Origin of the sequence: Marinovum sp. (genome assembly GCF_048263515.1) — a bacterium.
Taxonomy (GTDB): Bacteria; Pseudomonadota; Alphaproteobacteria; order Rhodobacterales; family Rhodobacteraceae; genus Marinovum.
Genome location: NZ_JBLXEC010000012.1, coordinates 100,532 through 116,950 on the forward strand (window position 1 = coordinate 100,532; position 16,419 = coordinate 116,950).

The window sequence follows — 16,419 nt, forward strand, 5'->3', positions numbered from 1 at the left end:
CGCCGGATAAATGATGCTGCACTGCAAAACACAGCACGGGGGGCAGACCTATGGGTAGAGCTTCGCCATGTCTTGACATTCGAGGACAAAAAATTGTCATTTGAGGACATGTCCCACGTGATCCGCGCCGCCGCGCTCAAAGGCTATTCCGAGGTGATGCGCGACTGCGGGATCGCGCCGGCTGGTTTGTTGCGCAGCCACGGGCTTCGCGCCGCGGATTTGACGGATGAGGATGCGCTCTTGCCGATGGCCGCGGTCTGCGCACTGCTCGAGGCTTCGGCGCAGGCGGCGGGCTGCCCTGACCTGGGCCTGCGCATCGCACGGCATCAGGATCTGGGCGTGCTGGGCATCCTCGGCCTTGCCCTCCAGACCGCCGCGAGCCCGGCCGAGGGTTCCAAGATCATCTCGCGTTTCATCTTTCTGCAGGGCACGGCATTGCGGATGCGGGCCGAGGTTCCGGGCCCGCTGGTGCCCGACACCGTGGCCCTGACGCTCGAGATCGACGGCATCCCGGCGGCGCACCAGCGTCAGATAATCGAGCTGATTCTCGGCATGGGCTACCAGATCGGCCGGATGCGTGACCCCTGGGTCAACCGCGTGCGCGCGGTCTCGCTGCCACATGCGATCGGCGAAGAGGGCGCGCGGCATGCGCGGTTCTTTGGCGTGCCGGTGCACGAGAACCAGCCGTTGGCGGCGCTGCACCTCGACGCTGGCGGCTGGCACCGGCCCGATCCCAACAGCTACCCGCGATTCCAGCAGCTGATGGAAGAGCATCTCGAACGGAATTTCCCGGCCCCGGCGCAGCGTGTCACCGACCGGGTGCGCGCCGCGTTGCGCCCCTTGATCGGCACGCCGCAGGCCAATCGCAGCGACATTGCCCGCATCCTCGCCATCGAGCCGCGCACGCTGCACCGGCAGCTCAGGGCCGAGGGCACCACCTTTCAGGAGATCAAGGACAGCGCTCGTCGCGATCTGGCCTTGAAGCACCTGACCGAAACCGACGTGACCCTTGGCCAACTGGCGGCGATGCTGGGCTTTCCCGAGCAATCGGCGCTGTCGCGGGCCTGCCGCAAATGGTTCGGCGCCCCTCCGGCGGCGCTGCGACGGGCCGCGCAGGCAGGGGCGGCAACGCTCGCGGATACTGCATCGCGGCGTTAGCGCTATAGCAATTAATCGAGCGGTCAGGGCGGCTTAGCCTGCCAGCCCCTCGTTACGTCAAGCCAAGTCGGCTCTTGTCATTCCCGCGCTTGTGTCAAAGACTGGCGCCATGTCGGAAACGGCAAACACACACATGTCGAAAACGACAGACACACAACAGACAGGGAAATCCAATGAAGACGACATTCGCTTTGTCAGTGATCGGTGCGCTCTTGGCCACCACCGCCTCGCTGAGTGCCGAGACCCTTCGCTGGGCGCGCGCCGGTGATGCGCTGACGCTCGACCCGCATGCCCAGAACGAGGGTCCGACCCATACCATCCGCCACCAGATGTACGAGCCGCTGATCATCCGCGACGTCACCGGTGAATTCGAGCCGGCGCTGGCCACCGACTGGGCGCCCAAGGAAGGTGACCCGAACGTCTGGGTCTTCAACCTGCGTCAGGGCGTGAAATTCCACGACGGGGCCGATTTCACCGCCGAGGACGTGGTGTTTTCCTTCGAGCGCGCCAAGCAGCCGAACTCGGACATGAAAGAGCTGATCGGCTCGATCACCGAGGTCCGCGCGGTCGACGATTACACCATCGAGATGGTCACCGACGGTCCGAACCCGATCCTGCCGTCGAACCTCACCAACCTCTTCATCCTCGACAAGGGCTGGGCCGAGGCCAATGACACGGTCAACGTGCAGGACTTCGAGGGTGGCGAGATCACCTATGCCACCACCAATGCCAACGGCACCGGCCCCTACAAGCTGCAGAGCCGCGAGCCCGACGTGAAGACCGTCATGACCATCAACGAGGATTACTGGGGTCGTGACCAGTTCCCGATGGAAGTGACCGAGATCGTCTATACGCCGATCCAGAACGCCTCGACCCGGGTTGCGGCGATGCTGTCTGGCGAGGTCGATTTCCTTCAGGACATGCCGGTGCAGGATCTGGAGCGCGTCAACAATGCCGAGGGCCTGACCGTCAAGCAGGCGCCGCAGAACCGGGTGATCTTCTTCGGCATGAACATGGGTGCCGATGACATCGAGGCTGACAACGTCGACGGCAAGAACCCGCTGGCAGACGTGCGCGTGCGCAAGGCGATGTCGATGGCGATCAACCGCGATGCCATCAAGCAGGTGGTGATGCGCGGCCAGTCGGTGCCGGCCGGCATGATCGCACCGCCGTTCGTCAACGGCTGGACCGAGGAGATGGACGCCGAGAGCTCGACCGACATCGAAGGCGCCAAGGCGCTGCTGGAAGAGGCCGGCTATGCTGACGGCTTCTCGATCCGTCTCGACTGCCCGAACGACCGCTACATCAACGATGAAGCGATCTGTCAGGCCGCTGTCGGCATGCTGGGGCAGATCGGCATCACCGTGAACCTCGACGCCAAGCCCAAGGCGCAACACTTCCCGCTGATCACCGACAGCAAGACCGACTTCTACATGCTGGGCTGGGGCGTTCCGACCTACGATTCCGAGTATATCTTCAACTTCCTCGTGCATACGCGTGAAGATGACATCGGGACCTGGAACGGCACCGGTTTCTCCGATCCGGAGCTTGATGCCAAGATCAAGTCGCTGGCGTCGAACACCGATCTGGAAGCCCGCAACAAGGACATCGCCGACATCTGGCGGGTGGTTCAGGACGAGCAGCTCTACATCCCGATCCACCACCAGGTGCTGAACTGGGGCATGTCCGAGAAGGTCGGCATCGAGGTCGACCCGGAAGACCAGCCGAAGGTGAAGTACTTCACGATGGACTGAGGGTACGTCGCCGAGTGATTGGAGGGCGGTCCAGACGGGCCGCCCTTTTTCGTTGGGGGCGGTCGAGCCTTGCCCCAAGCGCGTTAACAGCGTCGACTCGCCCCACGGGGCGGCGAAGTACAGCTTTTGCCTAGGTTCGGCATTGGTAGGTGAGGGAGGAATTTCACCAGCGCCTCAAAACCTCGGAGCCTTGCTCAAAGCGCGTAAACAGCGCCGGAGGCGCCGCGCATCGCCGACCCGTCCCATGGGGCGGCGATTTGGCAGCCACCAGCGCCTCGTCCAGAAGTCTTGCGGCAGTGGCCGGGATAAAGTGCTCGGAACCTCGGTCGGATCGCCACCCTACGGGTCTGCGATGCGCGGCTTGTGCCCGGGGTTGGCGTTGTTTTGGTGAGGGAGAAATTTCCCAGTGCCTCAAAACCTCGGAGCCTTGCCCAAAACGCGTTAACAGCGCCGCAGGCGCCGCGCATCGCCGACCCGTCCCATGGGGCGGCGATTTGGCAGCCACCAGTGCATCGCTCGGAAGTCTTGCGGCAGTGGCCGGGATAAAGTGCAATGAACGCTGGTAGCATCGCCACCCCACGGGTCGGCGACGCGCGGCTTTGGCTCGAATGACCAGCCTCCCCCAAACCCTTCCCGATGGACGCGCCGCGCGCATGTGCTACCCTGAGCAAAACAATCCGGGGAGTTACCGCAATGCGACACATGATTTACGCCACCGCCGCGACGCTCGGGGTGGCGCTTGCCATTCCCGCGGCGGCGGCAGAGCTCAAATGGGCGGTTACCACCGATCCGCAGACGATGGACCCGCATGCGGTGAACTCGACGCCGGTTCTGGGCTTTCTCAACAACGTCTACGAAGGCCTCGTGCGGCGCGGCAAGGACATGTCGGTCGAGCCGGCGCTGGCCACCAGCTGGGAGCCGATCGGCGAGGGCGAGGGCTGGCGCTTTACCCTGCGCGAAGGCGTGACCTTCCACGATGGCAGCAGCTTCGACGCCGAGGACGTGCTGTTCTCCTACGAACGCGCCGCCAGCGAGGAGGCCGACACCCGCAGCTGGTTCTCGCCGATCTCGGAGGTCAAGGTGGTCGATGCCACCACCATCGACTTCATGACCACCGCGCCCAATCCGCTGTTTCCCTCGTCGATCGCCAACTGGATGATCATGGACAGCGGCTGGGCCGAGGCCAATGACGCCACGCGCCCCGACAAGGAGAACGGCAACCACGCCACGCTGAACGCCAACGGTACCGGCGCCTTCATGATCACCGCGCGCGAGCCGGGCCTGCGCACGGTACTTGAACCCTTCGAGGGCTGGTGGGGCGAGGCCGAGCACAATCTCACCCGCGCCGAGCTGACCCCGATCCAGAACCCGGCGACGGCGCTGGCGGCGCTGCTGTCAGGCGACGTCGATTTCATCAACCCGGTACCGATCCAGGACGTGGCGCGGCTGGCCGAGAACCCCGAGGTCAAGGTCGTCCAGGGCATTGAGGCGCGGGTCATCATGCTGGGTTTCCCGCATGAGGCCGAGACGCTGAAATACTCGACCGAGACCACGGACGCCAATCCCTTTGCCGATGTCCGTGTCCGCCAGGCGGTGGCGCATGCGATCAACGTGCCGGCGATCCTGCAGACCATCATGCGCGGCAATGCCGAGCCGGTGAACCAGTTGGTGAGCTCGGCAATGAACGGCTATTCCGAGGCTTTGGCGGCGGCGCCGGCATATGATGCGGAGAAGGCCAAGGCGCTGCTCGCCGAAGCTGGCTATCCCGAGGGGTTCTCCTTTGGTCTGAAATGTCCCAACGACCGCTATCTCAACGACGAATCCGTCTGTCAGGCGGTCACCGGGATGCTGGCGCAGGTCGGCCTGAAGGCCTCGCTCGATGCGATGCCGGTGAACAACTACTGGCCCGAACTGCGCGCCGACAATTACGACATGTACCTCTTGGGTTGGTCGCCGGGCACCTTCGATGCCGAGCACCCGATCCGTTTCCTCGTTGCCACGCCGGATGACGAGAAGAAGTTGGGGAGCTGGAATTTCGGGGGCTATTCCAACGAGAGGATCGACGAGTTGCTGCCGATGATCCAGTCGGAGATCGACGAGACCAAGCGGCAGGCCATGCTGGACGAGGTGGCGCAGATCATGACGGAGGAACAGGCCTATGTGCCGCTCTACGTGCAACCTCTGGTCTGGGGGACGCGGGCGAATGTCGAGCTGACACAGCGCCCGGACGACTTCTTCATCCTGCGCTGGGTGACGGTGAACTGAGCTTTTGCCGTTCGTTCGACGCACCATGGGCCCGGAATCAAGGCCGCAGCCGCCGGGCCAGCGGCTGCCCGCCCCGTCGCACCGGAGGTGCGCCGTCCGTCAAGGCACGCCTCTGGCGTGACGGGCTGCCGCTTTAGCTGACGTAGGCGCGCCGATCATTCCTTGTCCGGATCTGGCTGGGATAAAGCACTGCGGAACTTGAGGGCGTGGCGGCACCCCGCGGGCAGCCACGGTCCCGGCTTGGACATGAGCGATGCAAGTGTTGCTCATGGCCAATTTACCAAACGGTGATCGTCTCACAGGCCCGGAACAAGGCCGCAGGCCGCCGGGCCAGCGGCTGCCCGCCCCATCGGGCTGCCGCTTTGTCGACGTCGGCGCGCCGATCATTCCTTGTCCGGATCTGACCGGGATAAAGCGCTGCCGAACGCAGGTTGCAGCGGCACCCCGCGGGCAGCCGCTGGCCCGGCCTGGACTTGAGCGATGCAAGTGTCGCTCATGGCAATTGCCCAAACGATGATCTTCGCACGGGCCCGGAACAAGGCCGCAAGCCGTCGCCCCATCGGGCTGCCGCTTCGGCTGACGTCAGCGCGCCGATCATTCCTTGTCCGGATCTGACCGGGATAAAGCGCTTCCGAACACGAGCTGCAGCGGCATCCCGCGGGCAGCCGCAGGCCCGGCTTTAGCCAAGGGGCAGGGGGCTGATGTGAGCCGAACTTCAGCTTTGCCCCCCGAACCGCCGGAACATCGCGTCACCTGAGGGGCGTCCGCGCGTAAACCGGGCGGATTTGCCCTTGACGCATACCGGCCTGCAAGTTCTTTTGACGGCCATGCTTGCATTCATCATCCGCCGTATCGGCCAATCCCTTCTTGTCCTGTTGATCGTCGGGCTTGTCGCCTTTTCGATGTTCAACTTCGTGGGCGATCCGATCGACAACATGCTGGGCCAGGAGCGCACCGCCGAGGATATCGCGCGGCTGCGCGAACAGCTCGGGCTCGACCGGTCGTTCTTCGTCCAGTACTTCAAGTTCCTGCAGGAGGCCATCCAGGGCAACTTCGGCGTCAGCTACAGGCAGGGCCGCCCGGTGACGCAGATCCTGTTGGAACGCGCCCCGGCGACGCTGGAGCTGGCCGCGGTCTCGGGCATCCTTGCCATCCTCTTCGGCATCGCGCTCGGCGTCTTCACCGCGATCCGCCGCGACGGCTGGCTGGCCCATGCCATCATGTCGGCCTCGCTGATCGGCGTCTCGCTGCCGACCTTCCTGATCGGCATCCTGCTGATCTACGTCTTCTCGGTCGAGTTGGGCTGGCTGCCCAGCTTCGGACGCGGCGAGGTGGTGGATCTCGGCGGCTGGAAGACCGGCTTTCTGACCGAAAGCGGGCTCAAGGCGCTGATCCTGCCGTCGATCACCCTAGGGCTCTACCAGATGACGCTGATCATGCGGCTGGTGCGCTCCGAGATGCTCGAGGTGCTGCGCCAGGATTACATCCGCTTTGCCCGCGCCCGCGGGCTCAAGGACCGGGCGGTGAACTTCCGCCACGCGCTCAAGAACACCATGGTGCCGGTGATCACCGTGATCGGCCTGCAGCTGGGCGCGATCATCGCCTTTGCCATCATCACCGAGACGGTGTTCCAGTGGCCCGGCGTCGGATTGCTGTTCATCAACGCGGTGCAGTTCGTCGACATCCCGGTGATGGCGGCCTACCTCATGCTGATCTCGGTAATGTTCGTGGGCATCAACCTGCTGGTGGATATCCTTTACTTCTTCATCGATCCGCGCCTGCGCGCGGACCGCTCCGGAGGCCACTGATGACCGATACTCCCGTCGCGCCGCCGCCGAAATCGCGGCTGCGCCTGGCATTGGAAAGCGATGTCTTCTACACCTTCCGCCGCTCGCCCGTGGCGGTGATCTCGGCGCTGGTGGTGCTGGTGCTGGTGCTCTCGGCGGTCTTTGCGCCCTGGGTCGCCACCACCAACCCGTTCGATCCGTCCTCGCTCAACCTGATGAACGGCTTCACGCCGCCGCTGGAACCCAATGCCTTTACCGGTGACGAATTTCTGCTGGGCACCGACGACCAGGGCCGCGACGTGTTTTCGACCATCCTCTACGGCATGCGGATCTCGCTTTTCGTGGGCGTGGCCGCCGTGGCATTCGCCATGGTGCTGGGCATCACGCTGGGGCTGATCTCGGGCTATGTCGGCGGCTGGGTCGAGACCATCATCATGCGCGTCGCCGACGTGCAGCTGACCTTTCCCTCGATCCTCGTCGCCATGCTGATCTTCGGTATCGCCAAGGGGGTGACCCCGGTGGAATACCGCGACCAGATGGCGATCTGGGTGCTGATCCTTGCCATCGGCCTGTCCGACTGGGTGCAGTTCGCCCGCGTGGTGCGCGGCGCGACCCTGGTCGAGAAGAACAAGGAATACGTCCAGGCGGCGCGGCTGATCGGTCGCAAACCGGGCGCGATCATGCTGCGCCACATCCTGCCCAACGTGCTGTCTCCGGTGCTGGTGATTGCCACGATCTCGCTGGCGCTGGCGATCATTGCCGAGGCGACGCTGTCCTTCCTCGGTGTCGGCGCGCCGCCGACCCAGCCGTCGCTGGGCACGCTCATTCGCATCGGCCAGGGCTTCCTGTTCTCGGGCGAGTGGTGGATCCTGTTCTTCCCCGCCGTCACGCTGCTGGCGCTGGCCCTTTCCGTCAACCTGCTGGGCGACTGGCTGCGTGACGCCCTGAACCCGAGGCTGCGCTGATGGCTGACCCCGTGCTTTCCATTCGCGACCTCTCGGTCGAAATTCCCACCCGCCATGGCATCGTCAGGCCCGTCGACGGCGTGAGCTATGACATCTCCGCTGGCGAGATCCTCGGCGTCGTCGGTGAATCCGGCGCCGGCAAATCCATGGCCGGCAATGCGGTCATCGGGCTTCTGACGCCGCCGGCACATATCGCGCGCGGCGAGATCTGGCTCAATGGCAAGCGGATCGACCAGCTGCGCGGCGAGGCGATGCGGAGACTGCGCGGCAAGGAGATCGGCATGGTCTTCCAGGACCCGCTGACCTCGCTCAACCCGCTGTTGCAGATCGGCGATCAGCTGGTCGAGACCATGCAGACCCACCTCAAGATCGGCGAGGCCGAGGCACGCAGACGTGCCGTGGCGGCGCTGGAAGAAGTGGGCATTCCCGGCGCTGCGGCGCGGGTGAACTCCTATCCGCATGAATTTTCGGGCGGCATGCGGCAGCGGGTGGTGATTGCGCTCGCGCTCTGTGCCGAACCCTCGCTCATCATCGCCGACGAGCCGACCACGGCGCTCGACGTCTCGGTGCAGGCGCAGATCATCGCGCTTCTGAAGCGGCTCTGCCGCGAGCGCGGCACAGCGGTGATGCTGATCACCCATGACATGGGGGTGATCGCCGAGGCCACCGACCGGGTGGCGGTGATGTATGCCGGCCGTCTGGCCGAGCTGGGTCCGGTGCGCGACGTGCTGACCCGGCCGCAGCATCCCTATACCCACGGGCTGATGGCCTCGACGCCGCTGGCCTCGGCCGGCAAGGCGAGGCTGCACCAGATCCCCGGCGCCATGCCGCGGCTTGATGCAGTGCCCGACGGTTGCGCCTTCAACCCGCGCTGTCCGCGCGCCACCGAGGTCTGTCGCACGCCGCCACCGCCCAAGGTCAAGGATGGCATGGCCGCCTGCTGGCACCCCCTCGTCGAAGAAAAGGTCGTTTGAATGGCTCTGGTCAAAGTCGAAAATCTGAGCCGCGTGTTCGACGTCTCGAAGCCCTGGCTGAACCGGGTGCTGGAGCGGCGCAAGAAGGAATATCTGACCGCCGTCTCCGAGGTGGATTTCGAGGTGCCGGAACGCTCGACCTATGCGCTGGTGGGCGAGAGCGGGTCGGGCAAGTCGACCATCGGCAAGATGCTGGTGGGGCTGTTGCGGCCGTCAGACGGCAAGGTCGAGATCGAGGGGATCGATCTGGCGAACGAGACCGACGCCGACAAGATCGACGCGGTGCGCGCCGATATCCAGATGATCTTTCAGGACCCCTACGCCTCGCTCAACCCGCGCTGGCGGGTCAAGGACATCATCGTCGAGCCGGTCGCCTCGCGCGGGGGCAAGACCGAGGGCATGGCCGAGAAGCTGCTCGAGCAGGTCGGGCTGTCGGTCAAGGATGCCGGCAAGTTCCCGCATGAGTTCTCCGGCGGTCAACGTCAGCGGATCTGCATCGCGCGGGCGCTGGCCTCGGAGCCGCGGCTGATTGTCTGCGACGAGCCGACCTCGGCGCTGGATGTTTCGGTGCAGGCGCAGGTGCTGAACCTGATGAGCGACCTGAAGGACGATTTCGGGCTGACCTATGTGTTCATCAGCCACGATCTGACGGTGGTGCGGCACATGGCCGACGTGATCGGCGTGCTCTATCTCGGCCGGCTGGTGGAAGAGGCAGCCCCCGAGCAGCTGTTCCAGGACCCCAAGCATCCCTATACGCAGATGCTGCTTGAAGCGGCGCCCAAGATGGATGGCTTCGGCCGCGAGATCCAGCCGCCAGAGGGCGAGATCCCCGACCCGATCAACCCGCCACCCGGCTGCGCCTTCCACCCGCGCTGCCCGCTGGCGCAGGAGGTCTGCAAGCGCGACCGGCCGGAGATGCGGCGGATCGGCGGAACGCGGGTGGCGTGCCACTTTGCGGAGTAGGGCTGTTGGGCTTCGTCTGCCTTCCTTGAACGCTTAGGCGGAACCTACGGGCAACGCCCAGGCGCGGAATCAAGGCCGCAGGCCGCCGCGCATCGCCGGCGCGCCCCCACGCGCTGGCGATTTGGTAGTTGTATGCGCGTCGCTCCGAGGTTCTCCGGATTTGGCTGAGATAAAGCGCGGCTGAACCGAGGCCGGATCGCCACCGCGCGCGCCGGCAATGCGCGGCTTGGGCCTTCACGCCGTCGTTAAACCGTAATCAGCACCAGAAGAACCTCCGAGCCGTGCCAATGCGCGTTAACAGCGGCCGCAGGCCGCCGCGCATCGCCGGCGCGCCCCATCGCGCTGGCGATTTGGTAGTCGTATGCGCGTCGCTCCAAGGTTCTCCGGATTTGGCGGGGATAAAGCGCTGCTGAACTAATGCCGGATCGCCACCGCGCGCGCCGGCAATGCGCGGCTCGGTGCCTCAGGCCCGCTTGGCACCGTAGTACAGCATCGACACATGGCTCGCCTCTGCGAAGAACAGCCAGCGTTCGACCACCAGGCCACCGGCTGCCGCCAGCACCACGATCGGCATCAGCACCGGACCCAGACCGCCGGTCAGCGCCTGAAACGCCAGCATCACCCCGGGCACCGCGAAGCCCCAGACCAGCACCGAACGGCGCAGGGTCTCGGCGTGCTTGCGCGCCACGTCATAACCCATCTCGCGCATCACGTAGTTCGGTCGGCTGTGCGGCGGTTCGAGCTGGCGCTTCACGCCTTCGAGCCCCAGGGCCATCTCGGCGGTATAAGCCCCTTGATCGGCATCGATCCGACGCCAGTAGAGCACCTTGAGCGCGCCGGCGACGACCAGCGCGACCAGCGCCAGCAGGCTCACCCAGTGCACCTCCCGGCCGGAAAACGCATGGAGCAGCGCCAGCAGCACCGCGCCGGAGGCCGCGGCATTGGCGAGATAGATCCAGGGCACCATGGGCTGGTGCCATTCGCGGATCGTGCGCAGCGAGCCGTAGATCATGCCGGTGCACCAGACGGTCGCCACGGCGCCAACAGCGCTCAGCACCGCCAGCGGCAGCGACAGCCAGCCGGTCACGCCGAAAAGCGCCAGCAGCAACAGCAGACCGGCGGGCACATAGGTGGCCACCGCCACCACGCCTTCGCGCGAGAGCCAGGACGAGCGCCATTGCGACAGCGCGCGCCACGCCCGCTCGGGCCGGCCAAGGTGGAAGGTCGAGCTCAGAAGCCCCAGGGTGATCAGGCCCAAGGCGATGAAGAGCCCGGCAAAAAAGCTCCAGCCGGTGACCGGCTGCGCGCCCAGCACATGCGCAAGGCTGAGCCAGAACAGCAGGCCGTAACCCGCGCCGGAGGAGGTGGTGAAGAGGATGACCGAATAGGCAGGATGCATCTCTGGTCCTTCAGCGGCTGAGGGCGCGGTCGGCCCAGGCAAAGAGCTTGTCGAGCGCCGAGCCATCGCCCTGCGCCTGTGGCGTGGCTGCGACCTGCGGCGTGCGGTCAGAGGCCTTGCGCGGCGGCAGGTACTTGTTGACCGGCTTGTAGCCGAACTCGTCGAGCAGGTTGAAGCCGTCGCGGGCGGCGACGTTCTGCGACACGGCGCTGTCGGGATCGGCGAGGTCGCCGAAGGCTCGCGCACCGGTCGGGCAGGCCTTGACGCAGGCGGGCACGCGGTCCTCTTCGGGGATGGTCTCGTTATAGATGCGGTCGACGCAGAGGGTGCATTTCTTCATCACCCCGTCGTCGTAGTCATATTCCCGTGCGCCATAGGGACAGGCCCAGGAACAAAGCTTGCAGCCGATGCAGGTGTCGGGATTGACCAGAACGATGCCGTCCTCCTCGCGCTTGTAGCTGGCGCCGGTGGGGCAGACGGTGACGCAGTCGGGCGTCTCGCAGTGCAGGCAGGAGCGCGGGAAATGCACCGTGCCTTTCCAATGGTCGTTGTCGATCTCGTAGCTGTGGACGCGGTTGAGAAAGGCGCCATGCGGGTCCTCGCCATAAGGCTCCTGGTCGGTCAGCGGAGCGGAGTAGCCACCGGTGTTCCATTCCTTGCAGGAGGTGACACAGGCATGACAGCCGACGCAGATGTCGAGGTCGATGACCAGGCCGAGGCTCTTGTCGGTCTTTTCGGGGAGGGTGGTCATAGGGTGTCTCCCAGGGTCGGGTGTTGCAGGGCGGCGGGATACAGGCGGTACGCCCTCCGGGGCCGATGTCGAGCGCTCATTCCGCTGGCTCCTTCCATTCCTTGCCGAATGCCAGGCTTCCCGGCGGCTCCGGCAGCACATCGTCGCCCAAAGGCTCGAACAGCGGCGAGGTGCCTGCTGTCTCGGCCTTCTCGATCTTCACCCGCAGGTCGAACCAGGCCGCCTGGCCGGTCAAGGGATCCGAGTTGGAATAGCGATAGCCGCCGCCGCCCTTGGGCAGGAGCTCGGAAATCAGGTGGTTGAGCAGGAAGCCCTCCTTCACCTCTGGCGCGTCATGCGACAGTGCCCATGCGCCGCGGCGCTTGCCGATGGCGTTCCAGGTCCAGACCGTATGCGGGTTGACCCCGTCCATCAGCCGGATCTGGCATTTCACCCGGCCGAGATGCGACGTGAGCCAGACCCAGTCGTCATCCTTGAGGCCATGTTCGACCCCCACGGATGTATGCACGTAGAGCCGGTTCTGCGCCGTGATCTGGCGCAGCCAGGCGTTCTGCGAGCCCCAGGAATGGTACATGTGCATCGGCCGCTGGGTGATGGCGTGCAGCGGAAAGCCCTTCGTCATCTGCTCCTCGAAAGGCGCGTACCAGAAGGGCAGCGGGTCGAAATGTGTCCTGATGCGCTCGCGCGCCCGGTCCGGCGGCTGACGATCGCCATGGCCCATGGCGGCCAGCCGGAATTTCTGCAGAGGCTCGCAATAGAGCTGGAAGATCGTCGGTTCGGGCGACAGGCGAATGCCTTTCTCGATCCCCCAGTCAAGGTAGCCGCGGTTGGCAAAGCGGTAATAGGCGTGGCTCGGGTCGAGATGCAGGCCGAAAAAGGCGCCGTTCTCGATGTAGCGCTCGATCTGCTTGGGGTTGGGCTCGCCGACGCAGGACTTGTCACCATCCTCGCCGCGCCAGCCGGCCAGCGGACCGATGCCGGGCTTGCGTTCATGGTTGGTGATGTAATCGGCATAGCCGCCGGGATACATCGGGCTGCCGTCGTCCTTGACAAACCCCGGCAGATTCAGCCGCGCGCCGATGTCGATCAGCACCTCCTGGAAGCCGCGGACATTGCGGTCGGGCTTGACCACGGGATGGCGGATGCCGTCGGCCACCAGCTCTGGCTCGGAAATCGGCCGGTCGAGCAGCGAGATGCAGTCGTAGCGTTCGAGATAGGTGGTGTCGGGCAGGATCAGATCAGCGAAGGGCACCGTTTCGGAGTAATAGGCGTCGGAATAGATGATCTTGGGGATCACGTAGTCGCCGTTGTCATCCTTGGCAGTCAGCGCATCCAGCGTGCCCGGCACGTTCATCGACGAGTTCCAGGCCATGTTGGCCATGTACATGAAGAGCACGTCGATGCCGTAGGGATCCTTGGTGGCGGCGTTGTTGATCACCATGTGCATCAGCCCATGGGCCGAGATCGGCGCATCCCAGGAAAACCCCTTGTCGAGCCGGTTGGGCTGGCCTTCGCCGTCCAGCAGCAGATGTTCGGGCCCATGCGGAAAGCCCAGGTGCGGGCCGCCCAGCGGCATTTCCGGCTTGATGTCACCGGCCGCGCCGTGCGGCAGCAGGTTCGGCGGGGTCTGCTTGGGGTAGGGCGGCTTGTAGCGGAAGCCACCGGGCGTATCGATCGAGCCCAGCAGGATCTGCAGGATATGGATCATCCGGCAGGTCTGGAAGCCGTTGGAATGGGCCGAGATCCCGCGCATGGCGTGCATCGACACCGGGCGACCGATCATCTTGTCATGCTTGCGCCCGGCCCAGTCGGTCCAGGGGCGGTCGAGCACGATTTCCTCCTTGAAGGCGACATGCGCCAGTTCCGCGGCGATCTGGCGGATCTGCTCGGTGGGCACGCCAGTGCGCTCGGCCACCGCCTCTGGCGCGTAGTCCTCGGCCAGATAGCGCTCGGCCATCAGCTCGAAGACCGGGCGCGCCTTGCGGCCATCGGGCAGCTCGCGCGTGCCGGTCAGCGCCGGCTGGATGTCGGCGGCCTTGCCATTGCCCAATGCGCCGGTGGCCTGATCCCAGACCTGCGGGTTGCCGTCGGCGTCACGGGCAAAGAGCCCGTCGTCCGCCGCACCGGGATCGTGGATCACCAGCCAGGGGGCGTTGGTATAGCGCACCAGGTAGTCGAGGTCGATCTGTTGGGTGCGGAACAACTCGTGGATCAGCGCGCCGACAAACAGCCCGTCGGTGCCGGGGCGGATGCCGACCCATTCGTCGGCCACGGCGTTGTAACCGGTGCGCACCGGGTTGATCGAGACCACCTTGGCGCCGCGTTTCTTGAGCTTGCCGATGCCGATCTTGATCGGGTTCGAGGCATGGTCCTCGGCCACACCAAACAGCATGAAGTACTTGGTCAGGTCCCAGTCCGGATCGCCGAATTCCCAGAACGCCCCGCCAAAGGTATAAAGCCCGCCGGCCGCCATATTGACCGAGCAGAAGCCGCCGTGGGCTGCAAAGTTGGGCGTGCCGTATTTCATCGCCCAGAAGCCGGTGAGGCTCTGGCTCTGGTCTCGGCCGGTGAAGAAGGCGAGCTTCTTGGGGTCGGTCTTGCGCACCGTGCCCAGCCAGTCGGTGGCGAGGCTGAGCGCCTCTTCCCAGGAGATCTCCTCGAACTGCCCAGAGCCGCGCGGTCCCACCCGTTTCATCGGTGCGCGCAGGCGGGCCGGGGAATAGTGCTGCATGATGCCGGCGCTGCCCTTGCCGCAGAGCACGCCCTTGTTGACCGGGTGATCGCGGTTGCCCTCGATGTAGCGGACCTTGCCGTCCTTGAGATGCACGTTGATCCCGCAGCGGCAGGCACACATGTAGCAGGTGGTCTGCTTCATCTCGTCACCGACCGGGGCGCTTGTCTCGATCTTCGGGCTGGTGGTCATGCGATCCGTCCTGAGGTCACTGCGATTCAGGGAGGACGTTGGCATAAAAGGCTGGGGTTAGGAAATATTTCCTTTCGGGTGTCGAAGGATATGGGGTCTATAAGGTATAGCCGGGCCAGCGGCTGCCCGCGGGATGCCGCAGCTACAGTCTTTCTGCAGCGCTTTATCCAAGCCAAATCCGGAAGACCTCCGAACGATGCGCACACGTCAGCCAAAGCGGCAGCCCGGTCGGGCGGGCAGCCGCTGGCCCGGCGGGCTGACGCCCTTGATTCCGGGCCACTCGGGGATCAGCGTTCGAGGAGAAGGCGCATCGTTCAGACCAGCAACATTCAGGACCAAGCCAGGCCAGCGGCTGCCCGCGGGGTGCCGCTTCTGGGGTGGTTCATCAGAGCTTTATCTCGGCCAAGTCAGGAAGACTTCGGAACGACGCGCCAAGGACAGACAAAGCGGCAGCTCGGTCGGGCGGCCTTAGGCCTTGTTCCGGGCCGCGCAAAGATCAGCCGTCAAGCAACCTCACCGCCCCCGCGGCACCACCTCGTAGCCCGGCTCTTCCGGCTCATCATCCGTCATCTCCGGCGGAAACCCGGGCGCAAGCACCTCGAGCCCGGTCACATCCTCGAGCCGCCGGATGATGTTGGGCGACAGCTCCCGCGGCCCGTACCGAGAGATCCCGTCGTCGATGATCCGCATCATCAAAGGATTGATCTCCAAAGGCACGCCGGCGCGGTCGGCCACCTCCTGGAACAAACCGATATCCTTCTTCACCAGGTCCATGGTGAACGAAATGTCGCGCGAGCCGTTCAGGATCACCTGGCTCTCGGTCTCGTGCACGAAGCTGGTGCCCGAGCTGATCGCGATCGCCTCATAGGCGGTGGCAAGGTCCATGCCGGCGCCCTTGCAGGTCACCAGCGCCTCGGCGCAGGACAACAGATTGGCAGTGGCGAGGTAGTTGGTCACCACCTTCAGAACCGAGGCCGAACCCAGGTCGCCGGTGTGCAGCACCCGCCGGCCCATGGTGGTCAGCAGTGGCAGCACCCGTTCGAATGTCGCCCGGTCGCAGCCGGCGAAAATCGAGATATTGCCGGTGTCGGCCCGGTGACAGCCGCCCGAGACCGGGCAATCCACCGCAGCCCCGCCCAGGGCGATGACCTCACCGCCCAGCCGCTTGACCTCGGCCTCGTCGGTGGTCGACATCTCCAGCCAGACCTTGCCGGCCGAGACCTCCGGCAGCATCTGGGTCAGCACCGCGGCCGAGGCGGCAGGCGAGGGCAGGCAGGTGATCACCACCTCGCAGTCGCGCATCAGCGCCGCCGGCGATCCACCGTCCCGCGCGCCCCGTGCCACGAAGCCCGCCACAAGCGCCGGGTCGAGGTCATGCACCGACAGGTCATGCCCATTGCGCAGCAGGCTGCCAGAGAGCTTGCTGCCGACGTTTCCAAGCCCCACAAAGCCGATCTTCATGCCGCAGCCCTCCGTTTGC

The 16,419-nt window shown here is 65.2% G+C and carries 11 protein-coding genes; 7 read left to right on the forward strand and 4 right to left on the reverse strand.

The window, feature by feature from the left end; all coding sequences use genetic code 11:
* The first annotated feature begins 108 nt into the window (after positions 1-108).
* The 7 genes from ACN0SE_RS12690 to ACN0SE_RS12720 all read left to right on the forward strand — a co-directional run bounded on the left by ACN0SE_RS12690 (position 109) and on the right by ACN0SE_RS12720 (position 9,866).
* The gene (locus ACN0SE_RS12690) at positions 109-1,158 is read left to right on the forward strand and encodes an AraC family transcriptional regulator (protein ID WP_417524892.1); all 1,050 of its coding nucleotides are present in this window, start codon (positions 109-111) and stop codon (positions 1,156-1,158) included.
* A gap of 173 nt (positions 1,159-1,331) precedes the next feature.
* Entirely contained in the window at positions 1,332-2,912 is a 1,581-nt protein-coding gene (locus tag ACN0SE_RS12695) for an ABC transporter substrate-binding protein (RefSeq protein WP_417524893.1), read from the forward strand.
* A 693-nt stretch (positions 2,913-3,605) separates the two neighbouring features.
* Positions 3,606-5,177 (forward strand): ABC transporter substrate-binding protein, encoded by a 1,572-nt coding sequence (locus tag ACN0SE_RS12700; RefSeq protein ID WP_417524894.1) that lies wholly within the window; start codon positions 3,606-3,608, stop codon positions 5,175-5,177.
* Positions 5,178-6,004: 827 nt separating this feature from the next.
* Positions 6,005-6,985 (forward strand): ABC transporter permease, encoded by a 981-nt coding sequence (locus ACN0SE_RS12705; protein ID WP_417524895.1) that lies wholly within the window; start codon positions 6,005-6,007, stop codon positions 6,983-6,985.
* On the forward strand, positions 6,985-7,929 hold the full coding sequence (locus ACN0SE_RS12710; protein ID WP_417524896.1) for an ABC transporter permease: 945 nt from the start codon (positions 6,985-6,987) through the stop codon (positions 7,927-7,929). The genes ACN0SE_RS12705 and ACN0SE_RS12710 overlap by 1 nt, the downstream gene beginning before the upstream one ends.
* Positions 7,929-8,903, forward strand: a complete 975-nt coding sequence (locus tag ACN0SE_RS12715; protein ID WP_417524897.1) for an ABC transporter ATP-binding protein — start codon at positions 7,929-7,931, stop codon at positions 8,901-8,903. The genes ACN0SE_RS12710 and ACN0SE_RS12715 overlap by 1 nt, the downstream gene beginning before the upstream one ends.
* Positions 8,904-9,866, forward strand: a complete 963-nt coding sequence (locus ACN0SE_RS12720) for an ABC transporter ATP-binding protein (protein ID WP_417524898.1) — start codon at positions 8,904-8,906, stop codon at positions 9,864-9,866. It begins immediately after the preceding gene.
* Between the two features lie 463 nt (positions 9,867-10,329).
* Here ACN0SE_RS12720 and ACN0SE_RS12725 read toward each other — a convergent pair whose 3' ends face one another.
* From ACN0SE_RS12725 to ACN0SE_RS12740, 4 genes are all read right to left on the reverse strand, one after another.
* Entirely contained in the window at positions 10,330-11,265 is a 936-nt protein-coding gene (locus tag ACN0SE_RS12725) for a dimethyl sulfoxide reductase anchor subunit family protein (RefSeq protein WP_417524899.1), read from the reverse strand.
* A 10-nt stretch (positions 11,266-11,275) separates the two neighbouring features.
* The gene (locus ACN0SE_RS12730) at positions 11,276-12,016 is read right to left on the reverse strand and encodes a 4Fe-4S dicluster domain-containing protein (RefSeq protein WP_417524900.1); all 741 of its coding nucleotides are present in this window, start codon (positions 12,014-12,016) and stop codon (positions 11,276-11,278) included.
* A 76-nt stretch (positions 12,017-12,092) separates the two neighbouring features.
* Positions 12,093-14,939, reverse strand: coding sequence for a molybdopterin oxidoreductase family protein (locus ACN0SE_RS12735; RefSeq protein WP_417524901.1), 2,847 nt, complete (start codon positions 14,937-14,939; stop codon positions 12,093-12,095).
* 513 nt (positions 14,940-15,452) lie between these two features.
* Complete coding sequence (locus ACN0SE_RS12740; protein WP_417524902.1) at positions 15,453-16,400, reverse strand: NAD(P)-dependent oxidoreductase; 948 nt, start codon at positions 16,398-16,400, stop codon at positions 15,453-15,455.
* Between the last annotated feature and the right edge of the window lie 19 nt (positions 16,401-16,419).